Below are 25,903 nucleotides of genomic sequence, written 5' to 3'. Positions count from 1 at the left end.
ACCCGTGACGATGGACCTGTCGCTGATCATCATGCAGCTTCTCTCCGGGATCGCCCTTGGGGCGGTCCTGGTGATCACTGCGCTCGGGCTGACGATCGTGTTCGGCATGCTCGGGGTGGTGAATTTCGCCCATGGCGCGCTGTTCATGATCGGGGCCTATGCTGGGCTCTATCTGGCCTCGCTCACCGGGAGTTTCTGGTGGGGACTGCTGCTGGCGCCGATCCTGATCGGCGCTTTCGGCATGCTGATCGAGTTCGTCCTGATCCGCAGGCTCTATGGACGCTCCATCGACGATCCGCTGCTGCTCACCTTCGGCCTCAGTTACATCCTGGTCGAGGGCGTGCGCATCGTGTTCGGCAGCGACGGCATTCCGTTTCCGACCCCGACCCAGCTGGTCGGCGTGCTCGATCTCGGCATCGGCTTCTTCCCGCGCTACCGCCTTTTCGTGATCGCGCTGGTGGCGGTGGTGCTGCTGGTGCTCTGGCTGGCGCTGGAGAAGACGCGCATCGGCCTGATCGTGCGTGCGGGCGCGCGCGACCCCACCATCATGCAGGTGCTGGGCGTCGATATCGGCCGGGTCTGGCTTGCGATCTTCGGCCTCGGCGTCGGACTTGCCGCGCTCGGTGGCGTGCTGGCGGGGCCCATGCGCAACGTCAATCCGGAGATGGGGTCGCTGGTGCTGGCCGAAGCCTTTGTCGTCACTGTCATCGGCGGCCTTGGCTCGATCGTCGGGGCGGTCGTCGCCGGCCTGATGGTCGGCATTTCCATCAGCCTGGTGGCACTGTTCGCCCCTGAGATGGCGACCATCGTGATGTTCGCGCTGATGGCCGTGGTGCTCCTGATTCGCCCGCAAGGTCTGTTCGGCGTGAGAGGGAGGACCGCGTGACGGGATCATCGAGCGGCGAGGTTCTCGACAAGCCCGCGCCGGGGATGCTCGGCCGGCTGCTGGACCACCGCGTGCTGCTGTCCATCGCCGTGCTGGCGGTGCTGCCCTGGCTGCTGCCGTCCAAGGCGCTGGCGGTCAACGTCCTGATCTACGGCGTCGTGGTAATGGGCTACAATCTGCTGTTCGGCTACACCGGGCTGCTGTCGTTTGGGCAGGCGGCGTTCTTCGGCGCGGGCGCCTATTTCACGGGCATTGCGATCGGCCGCTACGGCGTGCCCTGGTTCGCCGCGGTCGCCATCGCCGTGGGCCTCAGCACCTGCCTTGCGGCCGTGATCGGCATCATCTCGACGCGCACGCGCGGCATCTATTTCTCCATGGTGACGCTGGCTTTGGCGCAACTGGTCTATTACGTCGCGCTGCAGGCGGCTTCCTTCACCGGCGGCGAGAACGGCCTGCGCGGCTTCACCGTCGATCGCATCAGCCTGTTCGGCCTCTCGGTCAACTTCCTCGACCCCGTCAACAAATACTACGTGCTGATGGCTTTCGCGGGCCTCGCGATGTGGTTCCAGTCGCGCATCCTGAACTCGCCGTTCGGCGCCGTCATCGAGGCGATCCGCGAGAACGAGCAGCGCGCGCGGGCCTGCGGCTACGACGTCGAGCGCAGCAAGCTGGTGGTGTTCATGCTCTCGGGCGCGATCTCCTCGCTCGGCGGCTGCATGCTGGCGCTGCATCTGTCGATCGTGCCGCTGGACATCCTGCACTACCAGACCTCGGGCATGATCGTGATGATGGTGCTGCTCGGCGGGGCCCGCAGCTTCTTCGGCCCCTTCGTCGGCGCGGCGAGCTTCCTGATTCTGGAGGACGTCATCTCGCTCTGGACGCCGCACTGGCAGATCTTCGTCGGGGCGATCTTCGTGCTGTTCGTGCTGTTCCTGCCCAAGGGCATTTGGGGCACGCTGCTCGATGCGCTTCGCATCGGGAAGGCGCGACCATGAGCAGTGAACTGCTTCGCGCCGAAGGCATCGGCAAGCGCTTCGGCGGTTTCGTCGCGCTCGAAGGCATCAGCGTGTCGTTCGCGGCCGGCCAGCTCACCTCGATCATCGGGCCGAACGGCGCCGGTAAGAGCACCTTTTTCAACATCCTCTCCGGCGCGCTGACACCGACATCGGGCAAGCTGCATTTCCGGGGACGCGAGCTGAACGGCCTGCCGCAGCACCGCTTCGTGCATCAGGGCATCTCGCGCTCCTACCAGATCACGAACATCTTCCCCGATCTGTCCGTGCATGAGAACGTGCGCGTGGCGGTCCAGGCGCTGACCGTGAGCTACGACATCTGGCGGAATCGCGCCCGGCTGACCGAACTGCAGGCGCGGGCCGACGCGGCGCTCGACGCGGTAGGCCTTCTCGGCAAGCGGAACGAGTTCGCAAAATTCCTGTCGCACGGCCAGCAGCGCGCGCTCGAAATCGCGATCGCGCTGGTCTCCGAGCCGGAATTGCTGCTGCTCGACGAACCGACCGCCGGCATGGGGCCGGAGGAGACCAAGGATATGGTCGCGCTGCTGGAGCGGCTCGCCGAGAAGCGCACCGTGCTCCTGGTCGAGCACAAGATGAAGATGGTGCTGGGCCTGTCCAAGCGCGTCGTGGTGCTGCATCACGGCCGCCTGCTCGCGGACGGCGCGCCCGACGAGATCAGGAGCAATCCGGAGGTCCGCCGGGTCTATCTCGGACAGAGTGAAGGCTATGGCTGAGACCGCGTTGCTCGAAATCGAGAATCTCCACGCCTGGTATGGCGCGAGCCACATCCTCCACGGCATTTCGCTGCAGGTGAAGGAGGGCGAGGTGGTCGCTCTGGTCGGCCGCAACGGCGCCGGCAAGACCACGACCCTGCGCGCGATGATGGGCCTGATGCCGAAGGCCGAGGGCCGCGTGCGCTTTGCGGGCAGGGAGCTGCTGCCGCTGCGCGCCCATCAACGCTTCCATCTTGGGCTTGCCTACGTGCCGGAGGAGCGCCGCATCGTTCCCGGGCTCACCGTCCGCGAAAACCTCCGGCTCGGCCTTGTCGCCGCCGGCCGCGACATCGAGGAGCGCGCCGCGATCGAGGAGATCGCCGAGACCTTCCCGCGCCTGAAAGAGCGGCTCGACCAGGAGGGCGTCACGCTCTCCGGCGGCGAGCAGCAGATGCTGGCGATCGCGCGCGCGTTGATCGCAAGGCCCAAGATGATCCTGCTCGACGAGCCGTCGGAAGGCATCATGCCGGTGCTGGTTGAGGAAATGGGCGTGCTGTTCCGCCGCCTGCGGGACGAGGGCAAGACGCTGCTGCTGGTCGAACAGAACGTCGAATGGGCGCTGCGCCTGGCGGATCGCGCCGTGATCATCGACCAGGGCGAGGTGGTCCATGAGAGCAGCGCCGCGGCGCTGCTGGCGGACAAGGACATCCAGGAGCGCTACTGCGCCGTTTGATGTTAAAGCGTGATCAGCGCTTCAGGCTACGACCTTGGCCTCGGCGCCGCCGAGGCGCTGGCGTTCGCTCGTGAGATAATCGGCAATCGCAGTGGCCGGCATTGGCTTTGCGAAATGATAGCCCTGGATCAGCTCACAGCCGAGCCGGCGCAGGCTGTCGAGCTGGGCGCGGGTCTCGACGCCCTCGACGACGCAGGCGATCTCCATGTCGTCGCAGAGGCCCGCGAGCGACTTGATGATCTTGTGGCTCACCGGGTTCTCGTTGATCTCGGCGACGAAGCTGCGGTCGACCTTGATCTTGTCGAGTGGCAGCCGGTGCACGTGGCTCAGCGACGAATAGCCGGTGCCGAAATCGTCCAGCGAAATGCCGCAGCCCATCGCCTTCAGCGTCGCGATCGACTGCTGGGCGCGTGCAAAATCGAAGGTGACGGCGGTCTCGGTGATCTCGAAATCGATCCGGTGAGGCGGCAGGCCGCTCTTCTCGATGATCGAGATCAGCGGCAGGATGCCTTCGGCCGCACAGACGTCGTGGGCGGACAGGTTGAACGACAGGCGGATGTGGTCGGGCCAGGCTCTGGCCGTCGCGAGTGCGCGCGCCAGCAGAGCCTGCGTCAGGGGGCGGATCAGGCCGATGCGCTCGGCAGCGGGAATGAAGTCGGAGGGAGAGACCCAGCCGAGGCGGGGACTGTGCCAGCGCGCCAGCGTCTCGAAACCTACGGTGTGCTCGCTGACGGCATCGACGATCGGCTGGAACACCAGCTCCATCTCGGCGCCGAAATCCGAGGTGCGCAGCAGGTTCTCGATCACGCCGCGGCTGCGGATCTCGGCTTCGAGCTCGCTCGAGAAGATCACGGTGCGGCCGCGCTGATGGCGCTTGGCGTGGTAGAGCGCGTAGTCGGCACATTCATAGAGCGCTTCGGACATCGTCGCGGAGTCCGGGTACAGGGCAAAGCCGATCGAGCAGGACAGCCCGGTATGGGCGGTGTCGAGCTGGTAGGGCAGCTTGACCTGGCTGCCGATGCGTTCGCCGAGCCGCATCAGGTCGGTATCTTCGGGGTCGCCGCAGACGACGAGGCCGAACTCGTCGCCGCCGAGCCGGGCGAACTCCACGCGCTGCGGGCCGAAGCCCTCGCAGACCTCGCGGATGCGCCGGCCCGCTTCGATCAGGACGCGGTCGCCGACCGAGTGGCCGTAATTGTCGTTGATCGGCTTGAAGCCGTCGAGGTCGATGATGCCGACCGCGACGCGAACGTGCCTGCGCTCGGCGTCGGCAAAGGCACTCGACAGCTCGGCGAAGAAGCGGCGGCGGTTCGGCAGCTCGGTGAGGGAATCGAGATTGGCGAGACGGAAGTTCTCGTCCGACAGCGCCTGCGTCGCCGCCTGCTGCGCGAGCAGCGACTTGCGGCTGGCGACGAGATCGGCGAAGTCGCGGTAGTAAATGAACAGCACCGTGACCATCGCGCCGGAAACCAGCAGATTGTTGACGGCGATGGCCTTCAGCGTCGGCTCGCCGGTGGCGAAGAAGAACAGCACATAGGGCACGTCGACGATCAGCGTCACGATCAACGCGGCCGAGCGCAGATGCATCAGCGAGAAGATGCAGCCGATCACCGTGACTGCCATGTAGAAGGCGACCTGGCTCTTGGCGAAGGGATCACCGTAGGGGTAGAGGGCGAAGGACCAGGCGGTGAAGCCGGCGCCGATCGGCAAGGTCAGCCAGTTGGTGGCGCGCAGATTGCGCAGGATATCGGCATCGCTGCGTACCAAATGGCGCTGGCGCAGCCACCAATAGGTTCGCAAGCCCGCGAGAAGGGTGAGCACGCTCGGCACGATCAGCGTCAACCAGTCCGGCGCCACGTTCACATAGGTGTAAGCAACCGCGATCGTGTTGCTCATGAGGATGAAATAGAGCAGCGGGACCTGCTTGGAGAAGGCGTCGAACTGCGCGCGCATCAGATCCGGATTGTCGGCCGGAACGTGAAACAGCCTTATCGCGGCTGCGAGTTGAGACTTCAAATTGGCTGCAGGCATTGAAATACGAGCCCCGGATCCCTGAAAACAGCGGCGATCTTGCATGGCGGGGGTAAAGGGTGCGTTAGGTCGATCCCGCACCAGGGAAGGGCAGCAGGGTTGCGCGCTACCACATTGCCGCGGCTGCCTGCATTGGTGAGGCCGTGTTAACGATAAAGGGGCGCGCAAAGCAGCCGTATCGGCCGCAAGTGCCCGGCGGAGCGGCCGCTACGCTCTGCTAACCATGCGCGTTGACGCAGCGTCTTGCCGCACCTCTGCCCGTCGGGAAGAGGTGCGGCGGCCGGCATCGGATGGCGCTACTTCTTATCCAGCGCAGCGGTTTGCTTGGCGAGCTGCTTGTCGAACTCCTCCGACAGGCCGGTGGCATAGGTCGCAAGCTCGTCCGGTTTGACGAACGGGTTCGGCGCGCCGTCCTTCATCTGCGCCCGCTTGGCCTGCATGCCATAGACCTCCGGATGGGGGCCGAGCAGCACGTCGATCTTCATCGCCTTCACCTTGGCGTAGGTCGCGCGATAGTCGTCGATGATGCCCGGATAGGTCGGCTGGCCGACCAGCCGGTTCAGCGCCACCGTGCCGCTGCAGAAGAACAGCACTTCGCGGTTCTTGTCGCCGTCCTTGACGGTCATCTCCCAGCTCGTGCAGCCGGGCGAGTGGCCGGGCGTTGCGTGCGCGATGAGCGTGGTGTCGCCGAGCGTCACCTTGTCGCCTTCCTTCACCGCGCGGTCGACCTGTACCGGCGGGAAGGCGAGGTCCGCGTTCTTCTCGTCGCCAGGATAATAGCCGCCTTCGAGCAGCGGCTTGTCGCGCTCGCCGGCCACGAGCTGCGCGCCCGTCTCCTTCTTGATCTCGGCGAAACCGCCGGTGTGATCGAGATGCGCGTGCGAGTTGAGGATGATCTTGATGTCGGCGACCTTGAAGCCGAGCTTGGCGATGCTGTCCTTGATCGTGCCGGTGGACTGCGGCATCGCCGTGTCCATCAGGATCAGGCCCTGAGATGTCTTGATGACGTAGACGGCGATGCCTTCGGTCCCGACATAGTAGATGTTGCCGATGAGCTGGAACGGCTCGAACGGCGCCGTCCATTTCTGCATGACCGCTGCCAGGAAGTCCTTGATGGTCTGCGCTTCCGCGCCCGTCGCGAACAGCGCCAGCGTGCACAGTACGGCCGTGAGTCTTCTCATGGTTTGCCTCCCATATTGTTCTTGTCGTTCTTGATCGGGCGGACGTCGCGGCTCGACCTGCATGCAGGTTACGTTGCAGCCTGCGTCGCGGGCAACTGCGTCGTGACAGGAAATTTTCTCGCTCGCGTGGGAATAGCGCGTAATGGCGGAAAGGCTAGCGCCCGATCGTGACGCCGGCGGTCGAGCCCAAGGCGCCTCTCAGGCTGGTCGCGTTCATGTCGTCGAGCACCTGTCGCGTCAGCACGGTGGTTTGGCCGGGCGTGTCGAGGATCCGTTCACCGCGCGAGGACGAGAGCCGATCGGACTTGTAGGATCCGGCCTGATCGGCAGCGGCAGCGGTCGTGACGGCATGACGGGGCCGCTTGCCGGCGAAAGCGGGCTGTGAGATGCAGACGGCGATCACGACCAGAAGCAAAGAGCTTGCGCGCATGTGCGATCTCCCATGACGGGATATCAGCCTAGCACATCGCGGTGGTCGCGGGAGAAAGGATCAGGCGAGCGCGGCCCGGCGCTCGCGGGCGGGTTCGCGAACCCGCTCGAGTTTGTCGGGCTCTGCGAGCCGCGTGAAATTGCGATGGCTCGCCTGGGCGGGAGCTTCGACGATGACGCCCTCACAGACGATCTGCCCGCCGAGCAGTTTGAATTCCAGCTTGTCGTAGCGCGGCATCGTCTCGCCGTCGGCGGGCGGCAGCAGCCCCACGCTGCCCTGGATGTTCAGCGTGGCTTCCCCGGTGCCGTGAAGCCGCGGGTTCCACATCCTGATTCCGCTTTCCGCCCAGCGCTGCCGGATCAGTGCAGCGCGATCGGCAGGTTCGGCCGGCCTTGCGCGAACTTTCGGCGCGCGGCGAACGACTGGAGGCGGCAACACGAGCGCCGGAGCTGGCGCGATCTCAGCGTCGACGCTGGCCGCATCGATGGAACCTGCGTCCACTGCGGCGACGGGCGCAGCGAAATCCTCAGCGGACGGCTCTATGGCGACCGCATCTTCGGGTGAGGACTGGTTGGCGAGATGATCCTCGGAGGCCGCCTCTGCCAAAACTTCGGCATCGGCGGATGCGACGCAGGGTCCGGTGATGGCCGGCTCATCGTCCGCAATGACATCAGCGGAATGTTCATCGACGACCACGAGGGCAGGGACATCGAGCGGGGCGCGCTCGACCTTGGCCGGCAAAGGCGATGCCTCCGCCGTGACGACGGGCTTCTCGTCTGCTTGAGGCGGATCATTGCTGATGACGAGTTCGGTGGTGTCGATCGGTTCGTTGACGGCATCGACCGCGACCGGCTCGGCTTCGAGGGGCTCGACTTCGTTTGCGATCTCCGCAACCTGATCGGCGCTGACGACGGGTTCGGGGACAGCTTCCGCCGCGATTTCGATCTCGGCAATCTCCGCGACCGGGACGGAAATCTCGTCTTCAGCGAGCGCGACCGGTTCGATGTCGGACGGTGCTTCCCGAGAGGCAACGTCGCTGGCGTCGGCGTCGGTTGGCGCGGCCGGCGGGCTCTCCGCGATGACGGAGATCGCGGCATCATCCTGGGCGGAGGGCGCGGCGGCCGCGATCGCGGCATCGTCGGGGACTGCAATCGCGCTGGTTTCGATGCTGTCGGTCGATGCAGTCTCCGCAAGGCTTTCGACTGCAAGGTCTTCGGCGGTGGCGTCCTGAGCCGTTGTGTCTTGAGCTGTCGTGTCTTGGATTATGGCGTCTTGAGCCGCGGTGCTTTGGACCTCAACATCTCGGACCGCGATATTCTCAACCGCAATATCTTCAGCGATGACGGACGAGACGTCTGCGGCGACCGGAGTGGCGCCAATGCTGCCGTCATGCGGCGCGGGCCGCAGCCGGGTGAATGCCCACTTCACCGCCGGGATACGGCGCAGCAACGATATCAGTCTCGAAAGCACTAGGAGTTGTCCAAGAGGTACTCGGCGTGAGGCAATCGCTGATTCGCCAGCAATGTGAAAAACTGCCCCGCCCGTCACACCCCTGTCAATGCAGGCGAGATCAATTGCAGAACATCCGCAATCTCTGGCGTGTGCGGTGCGACCGGATGAGGTATCAGCCATCACCGCAAGGCCGGTGATGCCAGTGGATCTACGGGACGACGGGTCAATGTGACAGCGACCACAGTCAAGCCGCGTGGAAATCGACACGCTTCCCTTCAAAGCGAAGGAGAGCGAACGTGATCCACAGGATTTGTCTGGCTGCAGCCGTCGCCATCCTCGTCAGCGCGCCGGCGCTTGCGGACGAACTGACCCCGAAAATCGCCGCTCACCTCATTCCGCCCAATGCGGAAATCCACATCTCCTGGACCAGTCCCGCATCCGCCCCCGAGGGGCGCGCGGTCGAGGTGGTCTGCGGCGAGGTCACGGTTCGCAATGACCGGGGCTTTTCGACGTCGACCTTTGCCTATGTCATCGACGACGACAAGCTTTGGCTGGCGTGGAAGATCGATTGGATGAAGGAGCCGGAACCGCAGGGCGTCCGCAGCGTGATGCGATATTGCCCCGGTCGTTGACCGCAACTGAGTGGCCCTGCAGGAGGGACCACACTCCCCTCCTGCAATTCCGCCTCCTCTGGCTATTTGCCGGAGCCCGCGGAGCCGCCGGCCTGGCTGCCCATATTATTGGTGTTGGTACCGCCGGCCGAGGGTTGCTGTGCACCCTTGCTGTCGCTGGCCTCGTTCTGCATGTTCGACGCACGCCCGGTAGTCATGCCCTTGGTCGCGGGGCCTCGCGATGAGGGACTGACCTCGCCCTGGTTCGACGCGCCTGGAGCGGGTTGTGTCTGTGCGAAAACGCCACCGGTCGCCAGCGCCGTGATGCATGCTGTTGCCAAGATGATCTTCTTCATCTCGTCCTCCTGGGTTCATCGTCGGGACAACCTGCGCGCGGGATGGACGTTCCTGGCCAACCGCGCCGCAGGCCAGCATGTGCACCGAATGTAGGGTTCCCTGCACCGTTCTCGCAGGGTAGTTTTGGAACTACCCGACACCTGCAAGGACGACACATGAAACGGATAGTTGCCATCGGAGCGGTTCTGCTCTGGTCCACCATCGCATTCGCGCAGGATCGCACCATCACGGTGGCCTCGACCACGTCGACGGAGCAATCGGGCCTGTTCGGCCATCTGCTACCGCTGTTCGAGAAGGCCGCGGGCATCGGCGTGAAGGTCGTCGCCGTGGGCACCGGCCAGGCACTCGACATCGGGCGGCGCGGCGACGCCGACGTGGTGTTCGTCCATGACCGGGCTGCTGAAGACAAGTTCATGTCGGAAGGGCAGGGCGTGAAGCGGTTCGACGTCATGTATAACGACTTCGTCATCGTTGGCCCGAAGAGCGACCCTGCGAAGATCGCCGGCGGCAAGGACGTCACGGATGCGCTGCGCAAGATCGCGGCGGCCAAGGCGCCGTTCATTTCGCGCGGCGACAAGTCCGGCACGCACGCGGCCGAGCTGAGGCTGTGGAAAGAGGCGGGGGTCGATCTCAGTGCCGGCAAGGACAGCTGGTACCGGGAGATCGGTCAAGGCATGGGTCCCGCGCTGAACATGGCCTCGTCGTCCAATGCCTATCTCTTGTCGGACCGTGGCACCTGGTTGTCCTTCAAGAACCGCGGCGAGCTCGCCATCCTGACCGAAGGCGACAAGCGCCTCTTCAACCAATACGGCGTCATGCTGGTGAATCCCGAGAAGCATTCGAACGTGAAGGTGAAGGACGGGCAGGCCTTCATCGATTGGCTCGTCTCGTCGAAGGGGCAGGACGCGATCGCCGGCTACAAGGTCGGCGGCGAGCAGCTATTTTTCCCCAACGCGTCCCACTAGCACGAAGGCTACGGTCGAAACCGCCACGCTGAGCGCAAGCAGGATCAGTCCGAGCCCGAGCGCCAGCGGCAAATCGCCCTTGCTGGTCTCCAGCGCGATCGCTGTCGTCATCGTTCGGGTGAAGCCACGGATGTTGCCGCCGACGATGAGGATGGCGCCGACTTCCGCAATGGCGCGTCCGAAGGCCGTGAGAAAGGCCGTCAGCAGCGAGGTTCGGCCGAGCGCGAACAGCAGCTCCATGCTGCGGAGTACAGACAGTCCGTCGATCCGGGCGAGGTCGCCATACTCCGCCCACAACAGGCTCGCAGGCCGATGCACCAGCGCCACCACGATCGGCGTCGCGAGCAATGTCTGCGCGATGACCATGGCAGCCGGCGTGAACAGCAGTCCGGCCGCCCCGAGCGGGCCCGACCGCGACAGGAAGAGATAGAGCGCGAGCCCGACCACGACCGGCGGAAGGCCGAGCAGCGCATTGGTCAGCACGATGATCACCTGCCGGCCACGAAACCGGGTGATGGCGAGCACGGCCCCGATCGGCGCGCCGATCGCGAGGGCAATGATGCTCGCGGTCAGGCTGACGCGCACCGACAATGCGACGATGCCGAGCAGCTCGGCGTCGGCTTCGCCGATCAGCGAGAACGCAGCGCCAATAGATCGTGCGAAGTCGTTCATCCGGCCTGGCGCTGTTGCGCCGGCAGCAGATCGAGCACCAGTTCCGAGGGGCGGCAGAGCCTGACGCCCTTCGGTGTCACGACAATCGGCCTGTTGATCAGGATCGGGTGCGCCATCATCGCATCGAGCAACTGATCGTCGGTCAGCGCGGGGTCGTCGAGCCCCAGTTCTGCATAGACTGGCGCCTTCTCGCGAACCGCCTCGCGCACCGAAATTCCCATGCGCGCGATCAGCTGCTGCAGCAATGCGCGCGCCGGCGGCGTCTTCAGGTACTCCACCACATGCGGCTCGATCCCGGCGTTCCGGATCGTCGCGAGCGTTGTGCGCGACGTGCCGCATTCGGGATTGTGGTAGATGACGACGTCCATTCGAAAGTCCCCGGTGCCCTGCGGCGTTTTGGCCGCTCTCATGAGCCCCCCGCGCAGTCTCACCGCGGCGAGCCGGCAACAGGCCTCCTGCCGACTAGATCACGATTCACGGCGAAATTTCCAGAAGGATCGGCATGGCTGGCCGAAGCGGCACGCGGCGGACCGCTCCCGACCAGGTCGGAAGCGGTTCATCGCGAAGGGCCTCTGGATCGGGTCGGCCGGGCGCGGTTCGCAGCCTCAGCGTTTGACGGTCGCCGATGCCGAAATCGCGGGGGTCGTGTCGATGCTCTGCTGCCAATAGCGCTCGATCTGGCCGATCAATGCGGGCGGCAGGGGGACGTAGTTGAGCGTCTCGGCCTGGGACCTGCCGTTCTCGAGCAGCCAGCGCATGAAGTCGATGGCGGCGGCCGAGCGCTCGCTGGATTTCGGGGTCTTCGGCATCAGTGCGAAGGTCGTCGCCGTGATCGGGTAGGCGTCTTCACCGGGCGCGTTGGTGAGGACCAGATGGAAATCCTTCTCCGCCTTCCAGTCCGCGCTCGCGGCCGCTGCCTGGAACGATGCGCCGTCGGGCACGACGAAATGGCCGGCGCTGTTCTGCACGATGCCGAAGGAGATCCGGTCGAGCCGTTGCAGCGCGTAGGTGTATTCGAGATAGCCGATTGCCCCGGGAATGAGACCGACGAGCGAGGCGACGCCGTCATTGCCCCGGCCGCCGAGGCCGAGCGGCCATTCGACCGAGGTGCCTTCGCCGACGCTTCGCTGCCATTGCGGGCTGACCTTCGCGAGATAGTTCGACCAGTTGAAGGTGGTGCCGGAGCCGTCGATGCGATGGACCACCGTGATCGGTGCCTTCGGCAAGCTGATGTCGGGATTGATCGCGGCGATGGCCGGGTCGTTCCAGGATTTGAGCTTGCCGAGATAGATGTCCGCGAGCACCTGCCCGGTGAAGCGGATCTGGCCCGGCTTGATGCCGTCGATATTGACCACGGGGACGACGCCTCCGATCACGATCGGGAATTGCATCAGGCCGAGCCTGTCGAGCTCCTTCGGGTCGAGCGGCATATCGCTGGTCCCGAAATCGACGGCGTCCTTCTTGATCAGGCTGAGGCCGATGCTCGAGCCGACAGCCTGGTAGCTGACGCTGTTTCCGGTCTTCGCCTTGTAGGCGTCGGTCCATTTCGCCATCACGGGCGCGACGAAGGTCGAGCCGGCGCCCTTGATCTCGGCTGCCACTCCCTGGGTTGCCAAGCCTTGCGCTGCGATCAGGAGGGCGGTGAGGACGATGGGGAGTGTAATCTGTGTCTTCATTTGCGCGACGCTAACAGGGAGGGCTTGAGGCCGATGTGGCCGATGTCACAATCGCCTCGCGAGGGTTTCGCGCGGGCCATTGCGCGCCGACTACACCACGCGTGAGCCGGTGCCGCGTCGTCCGGATGGTGGAGATCGAGGGCGTTCGGGCATGGGCCGGCGCAGCCGTCGCCCGCTTGGCGAGCCGGGCAAGGCGCGGCGGAAATTCGGGCAAAATCGCCTGCCGGGCGGCCAAATCGGGCCTTTTCGCGCCCGGCGGCGGCTTTATTCCGGCCATGGATGCTTTAAGAAGCGGGCGGATCAGGTCGCAGCCGCCCCCCGGCGGTGCTAGACCCTGATGCAGGAACATTGGGCCGCGCCGGTGCTGGCACGCCCGCAAGGATGAGAAGGATATGAGGCAATGATCCAGACCGTTGGCATCATCGGGGCAGGGACCATGGGGAACGGCATCGCGCAGATCTGCGCGGCGGCCGGGCTCTCGGTCGTGATGGTCGACATTTCCGATGCGGCCGTGAACCGCGGGCTTTCGACCGTCGGCGGCAGCCTCGAGCGGCTGGTCAAGAAGGAGAAGATGTCGGCGGCCGATCGCGAGGCAGCGCTCAAGCGGATCACCGGCACGACCGACCGGGCGAAGCTGTCGGATTGCGACCTCGTCATCGAGGCCGCGACCGAGAACGAGGAGCTCAAGGTCAAGATCCTGAAGGACCTCTGCGCCACCTTGTCGCCGCGCACGCTGCTTGCGACCAACACCTCCTCGATCTCGATCACCAAGCTCGCCGCTGCGACCGATCGTCCGGATCGCTTCATCGGCATGCACTTCTTCAACCCCGTCCCGGTGATGGCGCTGCTGGAGCTGATCCGCGGCCTGCAGACCTCCGACGACACGCATGCCAAGGCGCTCGATTTCGCCAAGCGGGTCGGCAAGGTGGCGATTACCGCCAAGAATAGCCCGGGCTTCGCCGTCAACCGCATTCTCTGCCCGATGATCAACGAGGCGATCTTCGCGCTGCAGGAAGGCATCGCGACGGCGGAAGAGATCGATGCCGGCATGAAGCTCGGTTGCAACCACCCGATCGGACCGCTGGCTCTGGCCGATCTCGTCGGGCTCGACACCATGCTTTCGGTGATGGAGGTCTTTTACAAGGGCTTCAACGACCCCAAATATCGGCCAGCGCCGCTGCTGAAGGAGATGGTCGATGCCGGCCATCTCGGTCGCAAGACCGGGCAGGGCTTCTACAGCTACGGTGCGTGATCCAGGCTATTTGCGTTGCGACAAAGACGGTCGTGGCGCATCGCCCTAGCGTGGCCGCAGGCGCCCTTCCTTCTCCCCTTGTGGGAGAAGGTGGCGCGAAGCGCCGGATGAGGGGTTGGTTCCGCAGACGCACATGCTGAAGAGTATGCGGAGACAGACCCCTCACCCGTCTCGCTGCTCCGCGGCGAGCCACCCTCTCCCACAAGGGGAGAGGGAAAGACGAAACGGACGAAGAGAAACATGTCGGATCGACTGAAGGCCGAGCGTGAAGCGGCGGCCGCACGGCGGAACCTGCTGACCCAGGATGCGATCGAGCGCACGGGGATCAGCGAGGAGATGATCGGGGAACTCGTCACCCGCTTCTACGGACGCGTGCGCGAGGATGCCAAACTGGGACCGGTCTTCGCAGTCGTGCAGAACTGGGACGAGCATCTCGCCAAGCTCAAAGATTTCTGGTCCTCGGTCGTGCTGATGAGCGGCCGCTATCACGGCTCGCCGATGCGGGCGCATCTGCCGCTCAGCCTGGTCGGCGGCCATTTCGATCGCTGGCTCGATCTGTTCGAGCAGACCGCGCGCGAGGTCTGCCCGCCTCCGGCGGCGGCGCTGTTCATCGACAAGGCGCGCCGCATCGCCGACAGTTTCGAGATGGCGTCGGCGACCGTTGCCGGTTCGATCGCCGCGCCGCGTCACGTGCTCAGGTCCTGACGCCGATCCTCTGCTTGCAGAATGAGCAACGGCATCACGCTGCGGTTGCGCCGCGTGATGGATAGCGCGCTGCACCAATTCCGACATCATCGGTCTGATGTGCAAAATTATCATGCCGATCGCGCGGCATGACGTTGAAATCGAGAAAACACGTTTGATTGCGTTCATTCTCGTTCAATCAACGCGAGCAAAACCATATTGATGCACTGCGGTGCCAATTCTTCGCCTTGTTTTCGGCAGAGTTCCAGCGCCTGTTTGTGGACATGTCCCGCGCATCATCCACGGCCGACTCCTCATCGTCCGAAAGCTCCACGGAACTGAACGCTGACGCGCGCGCCGAGCAAACGCGGCGCGCCGTTCTGATCGGCGCGCTCGCCACCACCGCCTGCCTCGGTTGTTCCTCGCACGCGCGCGCAGGCGAGGACCCGCCCGGCGCCGACGAACGGCCCCAGAAAGGCGACGTGCTCGTCTTCTCCGAAGGCGACAAGGAGGGAAAGCCCGTCACCGCCGCCGATCTCCCCGCCGGCGGCCCGCCGGTGCATGCCTGGCCGCAGGATCCCAAGACATCGGTGGTGCGCAGCGGCTCCCGCCTCAACGAGATCCTGATCATCCGGCTCGATCCGGCGGAGCTCGACGACAAGACGCGCGAGCGCGCCGTCGACGGCATCATCGCCTATTCGGCGATCTGCGCCCATGCCGGCTGTCCCGTCACCGCCTGGGTGAAGAGCGATGTCGGCGACAAGGAGGTCTTCAAGTGCATGTGTCACAACTCCGAATACGATCCTCGTGCGGGCGCACAGGTCGTGTTCGGACCGGCGCCGCGACGGCTCGCGGCGCTGCCTTTGGCGCTCTCTGACGGCTCGATCAGCGTCGCCGGCAATTTCATCGGAAAGGTAGGTGGCGCGCAGCCAGGATGACGGACGGTGCGGGCCGCAAGCCTGCCACGAGAGGTCGTATCCGCCGAGGGGCGGACGACGGGACGAACGACAAGAATTCAACACAAGAATTCAATCGGATGAAAAAGGGGAACGTCCATGAACACTTCCATGACCAGGAAGCAATTCTACCTGTCCGGCTTCGTCGCCTTCACCTGTCTCTTGTCGACCGCTGCCGTAGCCGGCCCGATCGAGAGTTACTCTCCGGTCACCGCGCAGCGGCTGGAGAATCCGGAGCCCAGCAACTGGATGCTCTATCGGCGCACCTATGACGGCCACGGCTACAGCCCGCTCGAGCAGATCAACACCTCCAACGTGAAGGACCTCACGCCGGTCTGGACCTTTGCCACCGGCGTCGTCGAAGGCCACGAGGCGCCGCCGATCGTCAACAACGGCGTGATGTTCGTGGCGACCCCGATGGGGCAGGTGATCGCGCTGAACGCGAAGACAGGCGACGAGTACTGGCGCTACAAGAGGCAGCTTCCCGACGATCTGTTCCAGTTGCACCCGACCAGCCGCGGCGTCGGCCTCTGGGAGGACAAGCTCTATCTCGCCACCACCGACGACCATGTCGTCGCGCTCGATGCCAAGACCGGCAAGGTGGTGTGGGACACCAAGGTACAGGACTACAAGAAGGGCCAGTACATGACCCTGATGCCGCTGATCGTCGACGGCAAGGTTATCGTCGGCGGCTCCGGCGGCGAGTTCGGCGTGCGCGGCTATGTCGCCGCCTACGACGCCAAGGACGGCAAGGAGCTGTGGCGGACCTTCACCATTCCCGGCGAAGGCGAACCGGGCCATGAGACCTGGCAGGGCGACGACTGGAAGAACGGCGGCGGCTCGGCCTGGATGACCGGCAATTACGACAAGGAGACCAAGACGGTCTATTGGGGCGTCGGCAACGCCGCGCCATGGCCCGGCGAGACCCATCCCGGCGACAACCTCTACACTTCCTCCGTGCTCGCGCTCGATCCCAACACCGGCAAGATCAAGACCCATCACCAGTATCACCAGAACGATTCCTGGGACTGGGACGAGGTCGAGGCACCGATGCTGATCGACCTGCAGCGCGACGGCAAGAACATCAAGAGCCTGGTTCATCCGGGGCGCGATGCGATCTTCTGGGTGCTCGAGCGCACCCCGACCAAGATCAACTACGTCGCCGGCTGGCCGTTCGTTTCCACCGACGTCTGGAAGGGCATCGAGCCCGAGAGCGGCAAGCCGATCGTCGACCCCGCGCACAAGCCGATGATCGGCAAGCGTGTCGAGTTCTGTCCGTCGCTGTGGGGCGGCAAGGACTGGCCGTCGGCGGCCTACAGCCAGAAGACCGGTCTCGTCTACGTGCCCGCCAACGAGAATTTCTGCGGCGGTTTCACCGGCGAGAAGGTCGCGCTCAAGCCGGGCGAGCTGTGGCTCGGCACCAAGCCGGAGGACATCGGCCTGAAGGTGAAGCCGGGCGCGGATCATTTCGGCGAACTGCAGGCCTGGGATCCCGCGACGGGCAAGAAGGTGTGGCAGCACAACTTCCCGAAGTCGCAGCTGTTCGGCTCGGTGACGGCGACCGCGGGCGATCTCATCTTCGTCGGCGGCACCAACGACCGCAACTTCCGCGCCTTCAACGCCAAGACCGGCGAGCTGTTGTGGGAGCAGAAGACCAACTCCGGCATCATGGGCATGCCGGTGTCCTATGAGATCGACGGTACCCAATACGTTGCGATCCAGTCCGGATGGGGCGTGGACGCCCAGCGCATCCAGGACGCACTGGTGACCAACAACATCGGCATCGAGGCCAATGTGCCGCAAGGCGGCGTGATCTGGGTGTTCGCGCTCAAGAAGTAGCTCCGCGGGCGGATCGAAGAAGGCGGAGCAGCAGGGGGGTACGAATGCGGCGGACGGCAACGTCCGCCGCATTTTTGTGATGGACGGCCCCGCGCACTCTTCATCATGCCCGGGCTTGTCCCGGGCATCCACGCTCTTCGGGCCGCGGCAAAGGTCGTGATGGCCGGGACAAGCCCGGCCATGACGGCGTGAACGACCAGAAGGTCTATTTCCCTTGTCGCTCGACCTTGTCCTTTTCCTTCTGGTTCATCTCCTGAACCTTCGGATCTGGATTGTGCTGTCCGGTGGTCTGGGTGGTCGAAGCGGGCGGGGCGTTGGCGTTGGGCAGCGAGTTCTGGTCGGGCGTGGCGGGGCGCGTGGCGGTCGTCGGCGGCGTCGTATTGCCCTGGGCGAACGCGCCTGTAGCCGTCAAAAGAAAGGCGCCCGACAGCGAGACTGCGAGCGCCCTTGAGATGTTGGTCATCGATCTGCTCCTGTCAGATCGATGGAAACGGCGCGAGGCGGCTTGTGTTCCGTCTCGCGCCGCTGTTTCGTCTCACGCCTCCAATTGCTTGCCGATCGGAAGCGAGCGGATGCGTTTTCCGGTCGCGGCGAAGATCGCGTTCATCAGCGCCGGCGCGAAGGGCGGGACGCCGGGCTCGCCGACGCCGCTCGGCGGCGTGTCGGGTCCGGGCGGCACGATGTAGACGTTGGTCACCGCAGGAGATTCGTCGATCCTGACGACCTGGAAGTCGTCGAAGTTCTTCTGCTGCACCTTGCCCTCCTTGAAGCTGATCTCGCCGTATTTGGCGAGACTCAGCCCCATGATCGCAGCGCCCTCGATCTGCGAGGCGATGCGTTCGGGATTGACATAGGTGCCGCAATCGATCGCGGTGTCGACCCTCGGTATCGTCAGCTTGCCCTTGTCGTCGACGGCGACCTCGACGATGGTCGCGATGTAGCTGACGAAGCTGCGGTGCACGGCAATGCCGAGGCCATGGCCCTTCGGCACCTGCCGGCCCCATTGCCCCTTCTCGGCGACCAGCTCGACCACCTTGCGCAGGCGCGCGGTGTCGATCGGGTAGCTGTCCTGGGGCTCGCCGTAGTTCCAGAGGTCCTTCACGTTCGGCTTGACGATGCGGGGCGAGCCGATCAGCTCGAGCAGCATGTCCTTCTGGTCGCGCCCCGTCGCCTGCGCGATCTCGCCGACCATCGACTGCACCGCGAAAGCGCGCGGAATGTTCGAGACCGAGCGGAACCAGCCGATGCGGGTATGCGCGGCCGATTCCGGATTCTCGCAGGAGATGTTGGCGATCTCGAAGGGCATGTCGGCGAGGCCCATGCCGATCTCGAACGGCGCCTGGTGCAGCGTGCCGGCGGCAAAGGTCGAGGCGATGCTGGGAGCCACGCTGCGGTGGCGCCAGGCGATCACCTTGCCGCTCTTGTCAAGGCCGGCCTCGATGCGTTCGGCCGAGACGGTGTGCAGGAAGCCGTTGCGAATGTCGTCCTCGCGGGTCCACTGCACCTTCACCGGCGTGCCGAGTTCTTTCGACAGCAGGGCGGCCTCGAGCGCAAAGTCGCATTTCGACTTGCGGCCGAACCCGCCGCCCAGCAGCGTCACGTTGACCGTGACGTTCCCTTCGGGAATGCCGAGCGTCTTGGCGACGTCGTCGCGGGTGCCGCCCGGGCTCTGCACCGGCGCCCAGATCTCCGCCTTGTCGCCCTTGACGTCGGCGACCGCCACCGGCGGCTCCATGCTGACATGGGCAAGATGCGGGATGTAGTACTCACCGACGATCACCTTGTCCGCGCCTTTCAAGGCCGCGTCCGCGTCGCCTTCCTGGCGCACGACGAGGCCGGGCTTGCGCGAGGCCTCCTCGAGCTCCTTGCGATAGGCGACCGAGTCGTACTTGGCGTTGGCGCCGTCGTCCCAGACCAGCTTCAACGCGTTGCGGCCCTTGATCGCAGCGCCGGTATTGCGCGCGATCACCGCGACGCCGCCAAGCGGCTGGAACTTCGACGGCCACGGCCATCCCTGAACCTTCATCACCTTCTCGACGCCGGGAACCTTCAGCGCCGCGTCCGGATCGAACGAGACCAGCTTGCCGCCGGTGACCGGCGGACGCGCGATCACGGCATATTTCATCCCCGGCAGCCGCACATCGGCACCGTAACGCGCCTTGCCGGTGGTGATGTCGTGGAGATCGACGATCCCGACCTGGCCCTTGGTCAGGTAGCGGAAGTCCTTGGGGTCCTTCAGCTTGAGGCCTTCGATTGCGGGCACCGATTCCTTGGCGGCATCGGCGGCGAGCTCGCCGAAGCCGAGCTTGCGGCCGCTGGCGCTGTGGACGATTTCGTGATTGACGGCCTTGACCTCGGTCGCCGGCACGCCCCAGCGCTTGGCCGCGGCCTGCTCCAGCATGGTGCGAGCCGAGGCACCGATCTGGCGCATCGGGATGAGATAGTGCCGCGTGCTGCGCGAGCCGTCGGTATCCTGGTTGCCGAACTTGACCTCGTCGCCATGGGCCTGCTGCACCTTGACCCTGGACCAGTCGGCTTCCATCTCCTCCGCCACGATCAGCGGCAGGCTGGTGCGGACACCGGTGCCCATCTCGGAACGGTGTCCGATGATGGTGACGATGCCGTCCGCGCCGACCGACACGAACACGCGCGGATCGACCACGACGCCGTGCGGCATCTTGCCGGCGCCGGTCTCGTAGGCGAGCGCCTGGCGCGACATCACGGGGGCGGCGAGCACGAAGCCGCCAGTGATGCCGAGCCCCTTCAGGATGCTGCGGCGCGAGACCTTCTCGACCTTGATGTGCTTTTCGAAGCCATGTTTTTCGAAGCCATGTCTTTCAGAATCATGGAGCTTGCCGGGATTGTCGATGAAATTCATGTCACACTCCCGTCGATGCGAGATGGACCGCGTTCTCGATGCGCTGGTAGCAGCCGCAGCGGCAGATGTTGCCGGACATCGCCTCGCGGATCTGGTCGTGCGAAGGTTTCGGGTTGTCCATCAGCAGCGCGGCGGCCTGCATGATCTGGCCGGCCTGGCAGAAGCCGCATTGCGGCACGTTGACCTGGCGCCAGGCCTTCTGCACCGGATGATCGCCGTTCGGATGCAGCCCCTCGATCGTCGTGATCTCGCGTCCGGCAACGTCGTTGACCGACGTGATGCAGGAGCGCACCGCTTCCTTGTCGACGATGACGGTGCAGCTGCCGCACAGCGCCTGGCCGCAGCCGAATTTGGTGCCGGTCAGTCCGGCCTCGTCACGCAGGAACCAGAGTAGCGGGAGATCCGGGTCGCCGTCCCAGCTCTGTTCCTGGCCGTTGATCTTCACCTTGATCATGATCGTCCCTCGCTCTTCATAAGCATGCCAAATTCAAAATGCGCCGATGCCGGGCGGCACCGTGCAGGTTGCGTCGTGTCGCCGCATTCGGGCCATGAGCCCGCACGGGCAAATCCCGGCAGGGGCAGGAACGCGAATCGCGATGTCTGGATGTGTTCGATACCTCCCGTGCTTGTTCTTGGTTGTATTTCGCGCGGCATCGTGACGGCCCGACCGTAGCAGAGATCGCGCCGGCCCGGCGTTCAGAGCCGGGTGTTCTCACCGGGAAAAGATTGCATCGATGGTTTGTCAAAAGCAGGGCGCGGAATCGCGCTGCGCGGCCGTGCCGCGTTCGCGGATGGAGGCATCACGAAAAAAGGCTTCGTCCGCCAGAGTGACTGTGCGGACGAAGCAGGATGCCTCAGTCGAGGGAGGGAGAAACGCAGCGGGCCGGGGACTTCAAGACGGAAGCTGGCAGCACTGCGCAGTCATTCAGAGACCAGGACTGAGGAGCTGATGCCCTCACAGACGCTTGGTACGGAAGCGGCGTCATCGCCGCCATGGTCCGAAATCTCGGACCAGTCCGGCTCGTTGGCGGAGATCGGCGCCAGCGAGCCGGGAAGGTCTGGCCGCAGCTTAGCGGCCTTGCTCAGGCGGCCTTGGCCTTGGCGACGTGGGTCGCGATCGCGTCCATCAGCGCAGGCGACAGGCAATCATAGGGCTCCAGCCCGATTTCCTTCAGCCGCGACCGGATGCCCGCCATCTGCTCCGGCTTCACGCCGGATTCGATCACGGAGGAGACGAAGGCGGCGAACTGCGGCGCCTGCGAACCCTGTTCCTGGAACAGCTCGGGATGGATGAAGTCGAGGCCGTAGAACGGGTGGCCCTTGTTCTCGATGCGGCCGTACATGTGGGTTCCGCAGGCTTTGCAGGCGTGGCGCTGGATCACGGCGGAGGGATCGACGACCTGGAGCTTGTCGCCGTTCTCGAGCACGGTGACGTTCTGGCGCGGCACCACGGCGACGACGGAGAACGTCGCGCCCTGCGGCTTCCAGCACTTGGTGCATCCGCAGGCATGGTTGTGGGCGACGTCGCCCTTGATGCCGACCTTGACCTGATGGTCCTTGCATTTGCAGGCGAGAGTGCCGCCGGCGAAGCTGCCGCTGCCTTGTTTGAGGCCGTTGTCGATCGTTGGATGGAGTGCAACAGTCATGGGTCGATCCTCCTTGGGGTGACGCTTTCGAGCTAGAACACGACGACTGAACGGATGGATTTGCCCTCGTGCATGAGGTCAAAGCCCTTGTTGATCTCCTCGAGCTTGAGCACGTGGGTGATCATCGGATCGATCTGGATCTTTCCGTTCATGTACCAGTCGACGATCTTCGGCACGTCGGTGCGGCCACGCGCGCCGCCGAAGGCGGTGCCGCGCCAGTTGCGCCCGGTGACGAGCTGGAACGGGCGGGTGGCGATCTCCTTGCCGGATTCGGCAACGCCGATGATGATCGAGGTGCCCCAGCCGCGATGGCAGGCTTCCAGCGCCTGGCGCATCACCGTGGTATTGCCGGTGCAATCGAAGGTGTAGTCGGCGCCGCCATCGGTGAGGCCGACGAGGTGCTGGACGATGTCGCCTGTGATCTTCTTGGGGTTGACGAACTCGGTCATGCCGAACCTGCGGCCCCAATCCTCCTTGGAGTCGTTGATGTCGACGCCGATGATCTTGTCGGCGCCGGCCATCTTGGCGCCCTGGATCACGTTGAGGCCGATGCCGCCGAGGCCGAACACGACCACGTTGGAGCCGGGCGTGACCTTCGCTGTGTTGACGACGGCGCCGACGCCGGTGGTGACGCCGCAGCCGATGTAGCAGCTCTTGTCGAAGGGGGCGTCCTCGCGGATCTTGGCGACCGCGATCTCGGGCAGCACCGTAAAGTTCGAGAAGGTCGAGCAGCCCATGTAGTGGTAGATCGGCTTGCCCTTGTAGGAGAAGCGGCTGGTGCCGTCGGGCATCACGCCCTTGCCCTGCGTCGCGCGGATCGCGGTGCACAGATTGGTCTTCTGGCTGAGGCAGCTTTTGCACTGCCGGCATTCCGGCGTGTAGAGCGGAATGACGTGGTCGCCCGGCTTTACCGAGGACACGCCAGGGCCGATCTCGCGGATGATGCCGGCACCCTCGTGCCCCAGGATCGACGGGAAGATTCCCTCGCTGTCGAAGCCGTCGAGCGTATAGGCGTCGGTATGGCAGATGCCCGTCGCCTTGATCTCCACCAGGACTTCACCGACCTTCGGGCCTTCCAGATCGACCTCGACGATCTCGAGCGGCTTCTTGGCCTCGAAAGCGACGGCGGCACGTGTCTTCATCGTAAACTCCTTAGATTCTCATCAGGCGCCAAGAGTTCGTCTCGGCAATCCCAGTAACGTTCACTTATGGCCCATGCAGGCGTCTTCCGCCTTAGTATAGGCCTCTGTCTTTTCCTCCTTCTTGGAGGGACGCTGCCGGCCCCATGCTTCGGTGGAGCGGGCGCGCAGATAGACATACAGATCGTCCATGTAGCAGGCGACGTTCGGGTTATCGCCGAAGGCCGGCATGACGTTCTCCTGCGCCGTCGAGATGTTCTTGCGACCGGAGGCGACCACGCCGAGGAAGTCGCCATAGCTCATTGACTTCACGGAATCCTTGAGTGCCGGCGCGTAGGTGGAGCCCATGCCGTCGGGCCCATGGCAGACGTGGCAGTCGGAGTGGTAGCGGCGGTATCCGGAATAGGTGAACCAGTCGACGGTGCCGTCGGTAATCTTGTAAGTCGGGGTACCTTCCTTATCGAGCCATTTTCCGTCGTCTTCCTTCTTCACGGCGGTCGGATCGCCCGGACCGTCCGCGGCCGCAATTCCTCCGGACGCAACCAAGATCATCGCAGCAATGCCAAAGCAGATTTTACGCAAGAGATTCATCCTCGAAGGAGCCCGGGGGAGACGAGCCGGCGCGTGGAGTTGATCCACGCGCCGGAGCGATGCTGATGGGCCTAGTTCGGCAGCGAGAACACGGTCAGCGTACCGCCGAGTGCCGTGTAGTTGCTGAGAGCCGCGTAGCCACCGACCGCGCCGAGACCTGCAGTCGGATCGGTCAGGCCTGCGGCCAGACCAATGCCGGCCCAGCCGCCGACGCCGGAGAGCACTGCGACATACTGCTTGCCGCCGTTCTCATAGGTGGTGACGTTGCCGATGATGCCGGAGGGAGTCTTGAACTTGTAGAGCTCCTTGCCGGTCTTGGCGTCGACCGCCTTCAGGTAGCCTTCGAGCGTGCCGTAGAACACCACGCCGCCGGCGGTTGCGAGCGCACCCGACCAGACCGAGAACTGCTCCTTGTTCGACCAGACGATCTTGCCGGTCTTGCCGTCCCAGGCGATGAAGTTACCCATGTGGGTTTCACCCTGCGGCGGATACATCGAGAGCGTCGCACCCACATAGGGCTGGCCCGCGGTGTAGCTCACCTTGAACGGCTCGTAGTCCATGCAGACGTGGTTGGTCGGAACGTAGAACAGCTGCGTGTCCGGCGAGTAGGCTGCCGGCTGCTCGTCCTTGGTGCCGAGCGCGGCCGGGCAGATGCCCTTCACGTTGTGGTCCTCGCCCGCCTTGTCGGTCGAAGCTGCGTCGAGCACCTTCGGACGGCCGTAGGTCGGCGAGTTCTTGTCCATGTCGACGCCGGAGGTCCAGTTCACCTTCGGATCGTACTTTTCGGCGACCAGAAGCTCGCCGGTGACGCGATCGAGCGTATAGCCGAGGCCGTTACGATCGAAGTGCGTCAGCAGCTTGCGCGCCGCGCCGTTGATCGACTGGTCCGAGAGGATCATCTCGTTGACGCCGTCATAGTCCCACTCGTCGTGGGGCGTCATCTGATAGACCCACTTGGCCATGCCGGTATCCGGGTTGCGTGCCCAGATGGTCATCGACCATTTGTTGTCGCCAGGACGCTGCTTCGGATTCCAGGTCGAGGGGTTGCCCGAGCCGTAATAGACGAGGTTCAGTTCGGGATCGTAGGAGATCCAGCCCCAGGTCGCGCCGCCGCCGATCTTCCACTGATCGCCTTGCCAGGTCTTGAGGCTCGAGTCCTTGCCGACCGGCTTGCCGAGTGCGGTGGTCTTTTCGGCGTCGACCAGGATCTGGTTGTCCGGGCCTTCCGAGAATCCGCGCCAGGCCAGCTTGCCGGTCTTGATGTCGTAGGCCGACATATGCGCCTGGACACCGAACTCGCCGCCGGAGATACCGATGAGCACCTTGTCCTTGATGACCATGGGTGCCGACGTGCCGGTCTCGCCCTTGCTCGGATCGCCGTTCTTGCTGGACCAGGCAACCTGGCCGGACTTGGCATCGAGCGCCACGAGCGTGGTGTCGGCCTGATGCAGGAAGATCTTGCCGTCGCCGTAGGCCAGGCCACGGTTAACCGTGTCGCAGCACATCACCGGGATGACGTTCGGATCCTGCTTCGGCTCGTACTTCCAGACGATCTTGTTCTCGTTGGAAAGGTCAATGGCGTAGACCTTGTTCGGGAACGGCGTGTGGACGTACATCATGTTGCCGATGATCAGCGGGCCGCCTTCGTGGCCGCGCAGCACGCCGGTCGAGAAGGTCCAGGCGACCTGGAGCTTGCCTACGTTTTGTGCGTTGATCTGGTTGAGCTTGGAATAGCGAGTGTTGGCGTAGTCGCCGGTCGGCATCACCCAGTCTTTCGGGTTCTGCGACATCTTGAGCACTTCGTCATTTGCTGACGCGCTCCCGACGGCGAGGGCCGCCGCGGAGCCGAGAAAGGTCGCCAGTAGCACCTTGCGCATAGTCATTCCTCCGTTTGGTCTCGTTTATTTTTCCCGAAGCATTGTTAAGTCACCGGGCTTCTCGTCCGGCGTCTGCTCGTGCAGGGCGGTCACGTTTCGGACCAGAAACGATGCTGTGCTGCTTCCTCCTCCTGATGAGAGCCACGGGTCCACACGCAGGAGCGGCCCGTTCTTGTTGTTCCTGCCGCAATCCCTAACGACTTCGCCATCGGGAAACTTGCCCAAGAGAGAAACTGGTTTGCTTGATAGCGCACGGAGGCGAAGATTTTGATTTTGCAGTAGCGAATTCAGCGGCTTCCGCAGCGCTTGGCAGCACGCTCA

At 64.5% G+C, this 25,903-nt stretch carries 25 protein-coding genes; 10 read left to right on the top strand and 15 right to left on the bottom strand.

The annotated features are described in order from the left end of the window. The first annotated feature begins 10 nt into the window (after window positions 1-10). Genes QRQ56_RS23895 through QRQ56_RS23880 form a run of 4 tightly spaced genes read left to right on the top strand, consistent with a single transcriptional unit; the run spans window position 11 to window position 3,345 of the window. A complete protein-coding gene (locus QRQ56_RS23895) occupies window positions 11-886 on the top strand; it encodes a branched-chain amino acid ABC transporter permease (protein ID WP_438743734.1) in 876 nt (291 codons plus the stop codon). Continuing rightward, complete coding sequence (locus QRQ56_RS23890) at window positions 883-1,881, top strand: branched-chain amino acid ABC transporter permease (RefSeq protein ID WP_438743416.1); 999 nt, start codon at window positions 883-885, stop codon at window positions 1,879-1,881. Before QRQ56_RS23895 ends, QRQ56_RS23890 begins: the two co-directional genes overlap by 4 nt. Further along, entirely contained in the window at window positions 1,878-2,633 is a 756-nt protein-coding gene (locus tag QRQ56_RS23885) for an ABC transporter ATP-binding protein (protein WP_438743415.1), read from the top strand. The genes QRQ56_RS23890 and QRQ56_RS23885 overlap by 4 nt, the downstream gene beginning before the upstream one ends. Further along, window positions 2,626-3,345 carry an ABC transporter ATP-binding protein gene (locus tag QRQ56_RS23880; protein WP_438743414.1) on the top strand — a complete coding sequence of 240 codons (720 nt, stop codon included), beginning with the start codon at window positions 2,626-2,628 and terminating at the stop codon, window positions 3,343-3,345. The genes QRQ56_RS23885 and QRQ56_RS23880 overlap by 8 nt, the downstream gene beginning before the upstream one ends. A gap of 21 nt (window positions 3,346-3,366) precedes the next feature. Here QRQ56_RS23880 and QRQ56_RS23875 read toward each other — a convergent pair whose 3' ends face one another. From QRQ56_RS23875 to QRQ56_RS23860, 4 genes are all read right to left on the bottom strand, one after another. Then, window positions 3,367-5,376 (bottom strand): putative bifunctional diguanylate cyclase/phosphodiesterase, encoded by a 2,010-nt coding sequence (locus QRQ56_RS23875; protein WP_438743413.1) that lies wholly within the window; start codon window positions 5,374-5,376, stop codon window positions 3,367-3,369. 296 nt (window positions 5,377-5,672) lie between these two features. Further along, a complete protein-coding gene (gene blaBJP / locus QRQ56_RS23870; RefSeq protein ID WP_438743412.1) occupies window positions 5,673-6,557 on the bottom strand; it encodes a BJP family subclass B3 metallo-beta-lactamase in 885 nt (294 codons plus the stop codon). Window positions 6,558-6,711: 154 nt separating this feature from the next. Then, window positions 6,712-6,987, bottom strand: coding sequence for a TonB-dependent receptor plug domain-containing protein (locus QRQ56_RS23865; RefSeq protein WP_438743411.1), 276 nt, complete (start codon window positions 6,985-6,987; stop codon window positions 6,712-6,714). Between the two features lie 60 nt (window positions 6,988-7,047). Continuing rightward, the gene (locus tag QRQ56_RS23860; protein WP_438743410.1) at window positions 7,048-8,436 is read right to left on the bottom strand and encodes a hypothetical protein; all 1,389 of its coding nucleotides are present in this window, start codon (window positions 8,434-8,436) and stop codon (window positions 7,048-7,050) included. A gap of 299 nt (window positions 8,437-8,735) precedes the next feature. Between QRQ56_RS23860 and QRQ56_RS23855 the strand changes: the two genes are divergently transcribed. Continuing rightward, a complete protein-coding gene (locus QRQ56_RS23855; RefSeq protein ID WP_438743409.1) occupies window positions 8,736-9,071 on the top strand; it encodes a hypothetical protein in 336 nt (111 codons plus the stop codon). Window positions 9,072-9,133: 62 nt separating this feature from the next. Here the strand turns inward: QRQ56_RS23855 and QRQ56_RS23850 are convergent, their stop codons facing one another. After that, window positions 9,134-9,406 (bottom strand): hypothetical protein, encoded by a 273-nt coding sequence (locus tag QRQ56_RS23850; RefSeq protein WP_438743407.1) that lies wholly within the window; start codon window positions 9,404-9,406, stop codon window positions 9,134-9,136. Window positions 9,407-9,562: 156 nt separating this feature from the next. Here QRQ56_RS23850 and QRQ56_RS23845 point away from each other — a divergent pair, with 156 nt between their 5' ends. Then, the gene (locus tag QRQ56_RS23845) at window positions 9,563-10,372 is read left to right on the top strand and encodes a substrate-binding domain-containing protein (RefSeq protein WP_438743406.1); all 810 of its coding nucleotides are present in this window, start codon (window positions 9,563-9,565) and stop codon (window positions 10,370-10,372) included. Here the strand turns inward: QRQ56_RS23845 and QRQ56_RS23840 are convergent. The 3 genes from QRQ56_RS23840 to pstS all read right to left on the bottom strand — a co-directional run bounded on the left by QRQ56_RS23840 (window position 10,346) and on the right by pstS (window position 12,720). Then, entirely contained in the window at window positions 10,346-11,044 is a 699-nt protein-coding gene (locus QRQ56_RS23840; protein WP_438743405.1) for an ABC transporter permease, read from the bottom strand. The two genes, QRQ56_RS23845 and QRQ56_RS23840, sit on opposite strands and share 27 nt — an antisense overlap. Then, window positions 11,041-11,412 (bottom strand): arsenate reductase (glutaredoxin), encoded by a 372-nt coding sequence (gene arsC, locus QRQ56_RS23835; protein WP_438743403.1) that lies wholly within the window; start codon window positions 11,410-11,412, stop codon window positions 11,041-11,043. The genes QRQ56_RS23840 and arsC overlap by 4 nt, the downstream gene beginning before the upstream one ends. A 237-nt stretch (window positions 11,413-11,649) precedes the next feature. After that, entirely contained in the window at window positions 11,650-12,720 is a 1,071-nt protein-coding gene (pstS, locus tag QRQ56_RS23830) for a phosphate ABC transporter substrate-binding protein PstS (protein WP_438743401.1), read from the bottom strand. A 400-nt stretch (window positions 12,721-13,120) separates the two neighbouring features. Between pstS and QRQ56_RS23825 the strand changes: the two genes are divergently transcribed. The 4 genes from QRQ56_RS23825 to QRQ56_RS23810 all read left to right on the top strand — a co-directional run bounded on the left by QRQ56_RS23825 (window position 13,121) and on the right by QRQ56_RS23810 (window position 17,451). Then, a complete protein-coding gene (locus tag QRQ56_RS23825) occupies window positions 13,121-13,972 on the top strand; it encodes a 3-hydroxybutyryl-CoA dehydrogenase (RefSeq protein ID WP_438743399.1) in 852 nt (283 codons plus the stop codon). 240 nt (window positions 13,973-14,212) lie between these two features. Continuing rightward, window positions 14,213-14,677 carry a group III truncated hemoglobin gene (locus QRQ56_RS23820; protein WP_438743398.1) on the top strand — a complete coding sequence of 155 codons (465 nt, stop codon included), beginning with the start codon at window positions 14,213-14,215 and terminating at the stop codon, window positions 14,675-14,677. A gap of 263 nt (window positions 14,678-14,940) precedes the next feature. Next, on the top strand, window positions 14,941-15,594 hold the full coding sequence (locus QRQ56_RS23815; RefSeq protein ID WP_438743397.1) for a ubiquinol-cytochrome c reductase iron-sulfur subunit: 654 nt from the start codon (window positions 14,941-14,943) through the stop codon (window positions 15,592-15,594). A 129-nt stretch (window positions 15,595-15,723) separates the two neighbouring features. Continuing rightward, window positions 15,724-17,451 (top strand): methanol/ethanol family PQQ-dependent dehydrogenase, encoded by a 1,728-nt coding sequence (locus tag QRQ56_RS23810; RefSeq protein WP_438743733.1) that lies wholly within the window; start codon window positions 15,724-15,726, stop codon window positions 17,449-17,451. A gap of 205 nt (window positions 17,452-17,656) precedes the next feature. Here QRQ56_RS23810 and QRQ56_RS23805 read toward each other — a convergent pair whose 3' ends face one another. The 7 genes from QRQ56_RS23805 to xoxF5 all read right to left on the bottom strand — a co-directional run bounded on the left by QRQ56_RS23805 (window position 17,657) and on the right by xoxF5 (window position 25,582). Further along, a complete protein-coding gene (locus QRQ56_RS23805) occupies window positions 17,657-17,914 on the bottom strand; it encodes a hypothetical protein (protein ID WP_438743396.1) in 258 nt (85 codons plus the stop codon). Window positions 17,915-17,986: 72 nt separating this feature from the next. Further along, window positions 17,987-20,329 carry a molybdopterin cofactor-binding domain-containing protein gene (locus QRQ56_RS23800; RefSeq protein ID WP_438743394.1) on the bottom strand — a complete coding sequence of 781 codons (2,343 nt, stop codon included), beginning with the start codon at window positions 20,327-20,329 and terminating at the stop codon, window positions 17,987-17,989. A 1-nt stretch (window position 20,330) separates the two neighbouring features. Next, entirely contained in the window at window positions 20,331-20,783 is a 453-nt protein-coding gene (locus QRQ56_RS23795; protein WP_438743392.1) for a (2Fe-2S)-binding protein, read from the bottom strand. Window positions 20,784-21,411: 628 nt separating this feature from the next. Continuing rightward, on the bottom strand, window positions 21,412-21,975 hold the full coding sequence (gene gfa / locus QRQ56_RS23790; RefSeq protein ID WP_438743391.1) for an S-(hydroxymethyl)glutathione synthase: 564 nt from the start codon (window positions 21,973-21,975) through the stop codon (window positions 21,412-21,414). 32 nt (window positions 21,976-22,007) lie between these two features. After that, window positions 22,008-23,117 (bottom strand): S-(hydroxymethyl)glutathione dehydrogenase/class III alcohol dehydrogenase, encoded by a 1,110-nt coding sequence (locus QRQ56_RS23785; RefSeq protein WP_438743390.1) that lies wholly within the window; start codon window positions 23,115-23,117, stop codon window positions 22,008-22,010. 60 nt (window positions 23,118-23,177) lie between these two features. Then, window positions 23,178-23,666, bottom strand: coding sequence for a c-type cytochrome, methanol metabolism-related (locus QRQ56_RS23780; protein ID WP_438743389.1), 489 nt, complete (start codon window positions 23,664-23,666; stop codon window positions 23,178-23,180). Window positions 23,667-23,776: 110 nt separating this feature from the next. Then, entirely contained in the window at window positions 23,777-25,582 is a 1,806-nt protein-coding gene (gene xoxF5 / locus QRQ56_RS23775; protein ID WP_438743388.1) for a lanthanide-dependent methanol dehydrogenase XoxF5, read from the bottom strand. Between the last annotated feature and the right edge of the window lie 321 nt (window positions 25,583-25,903).

This window comes from Bradyrhizobium sp. U531 (genome assembly GCF_051710265.1).
GTDB lineage: Bacteria > Pseudomonadota > Alphaproteobacteria > Rhizobiales > Xanthobacteraceae > Bradyrhizobium.
This window is presented reverse-complemented; position numbering and strand designations above follow the sequence as displayed.

Bases quoted from the DNA above. Each gene is read 5' to 3' on its own strand.
- QRQ56_RS23895 (WP_438743734.1), top strand. From the start codon at position 11: ATGGACCTGTCGCTGATCATCATGCAGCTTCTCTCCGGGATCGCCCTT.
- QRQ56_RS23885 (WP_438743415.1), top strand. From the start codon at position 1,878: ATGAGCAGTGAACTGCTTCGCGCCGAAGGCATCGGCAAGCGCTTCGGC.
- QRQ56_RS23880 (WP_438743414.1), top strand. From the start codon at position 2,626: ATGGCTGAGACCGCGTTGCTCGAAATCGAGAATCTCCACGCCTGGTAT.
- QRQ56_RS23875 (WP_438743413.1), bottom strand. From the start codon at position 5,376: ATGCCTGCAGCCAATTTGAAGTCTCAACTCGCAGCCGCGATAAGGCTG.
- blaBJP (WP_438743412.1), bottom strand. From the start codon at position 6,557: ATGAGAAGACTCACGGCCGTACTGTGCACGCTGGCGCTGTTCGCGACG.
- QRQ56_RS23865 (WP_438743411.1), bottom strand. From the start codon at position 6,987: ATGCGCGCAAGCTCTTTGCTTCTGGTCGTGATCGCCGTCTGCATCTCA.
- QRQ56_RS23850 (WP_438743407.1), bottom strand. From the start codon at position 9,406: ATGAAGAAGATCATCTTGGCAACAGCATGCATCACGGCGCTGGCGACC.
- QRQ56_RS23845 (WP_438743406.1), top strand. From the start codon at position 9,563: ATGAAACGGATAGTTGCCATCGGAGCGGTTCTGCTCTGGTCCACCATC.
- QRQ56_RS23840 (WP_438743405.1), bottom strand. From the start codon at position 11,044: ATGAACGACTTCGCACGATCTATTGGCGCTGCGTTCTCGCTGATCGGC.
- arsC (WP_438743403.1), bottom strand. From the start codon at position 11,412: ATGGACGTCGTCATCTACCACAATCCCGAATGCGGCACGTCGCGCACA.
- pstS (WP_438743401.1), bottom strand. From the start codon at position 12,720: ATGAAGACACAGATTACACTCCCCATCGTCCTCACCGCCCTCCTGATC.
- QRQ56_RS23825 (WP_438743399.1), top strand. From the start codon at position 13,121: ATGATCCAGACCGTTGGCATCATCGGGGCAGGGACCATGGGGAACGGC.
- QRQ56_RS23820 (WP_438743398.1), top strand. From the start codon at position 14,213: ATGTCGGATCGACTGAAGGCCGAGCGTGAAGCGGCGGCCGCACGGCGG.
- QRQ56_RS23815 (WP_438743397.1), top strand. From the start codon at position 14,941: ATGTCCCGCGCATCATCCACGGCCGACTCCTCATCGTCCGAAAGCTCC.
- QRQ56_RS23810 (WP_438743733.1), top strand. From the start codon at position 15,724: ATGACCAGGAAGCAATTCTACCTGTCCGGCTTCGTCGCCTTCACCTGT.
- QRQ56_RS23805 (WP_438743396.1), bottom strand. From the start codon at position 17,914: ATGACCAACATCTCAAGGGCGCTCGCAGTCTCGCTGTCGGGCGCCTTT.
- QRQ56_RS23800 (WP_438743394.1), bottom strand. From the start codon at position 20,329: ATGAATTTCATCGACAATCCCGGCAAGCTCCATGATTCTGAAAGACAT.
- QRQ56_RS23795 (WP_438743392.1), bottom strand. From the start codon at position 20,783: ATGATCAAGGTGAAGATCAACGGCCAGGAACAGAGCTGGGACGGCGAC.
- gfa (WP_438743391.1), bottom strand. From the start codon at position 21,975: ATGACTGTTGCACTCCATCCAACGATCGACAACGGCCTCAAACAAGGC.
- QRQ56_RS23785 (WP_438743390.1), bottom strand. From the start codon at position 23,117: ATGAAGACACGTGCCGCCGTCGCTTTCGAGGCCAAGAAGCCGCTCGAG.
- QRQ56_RS23780 (WP_438743389.1), bottom strand. From the start codon at position 23,666: ATGATCTTGGTTGCGTCCGGAGGAATTGCGGCCGCGGACGGTCCGGGC.
- xoxF5 (WP_438743388.1), bottom strand. From the start codon at position 25,582: ATGCGCAAGGTGCTACTGGCGACCTTTCTCGGCTCCGCGGCGGCCCTC.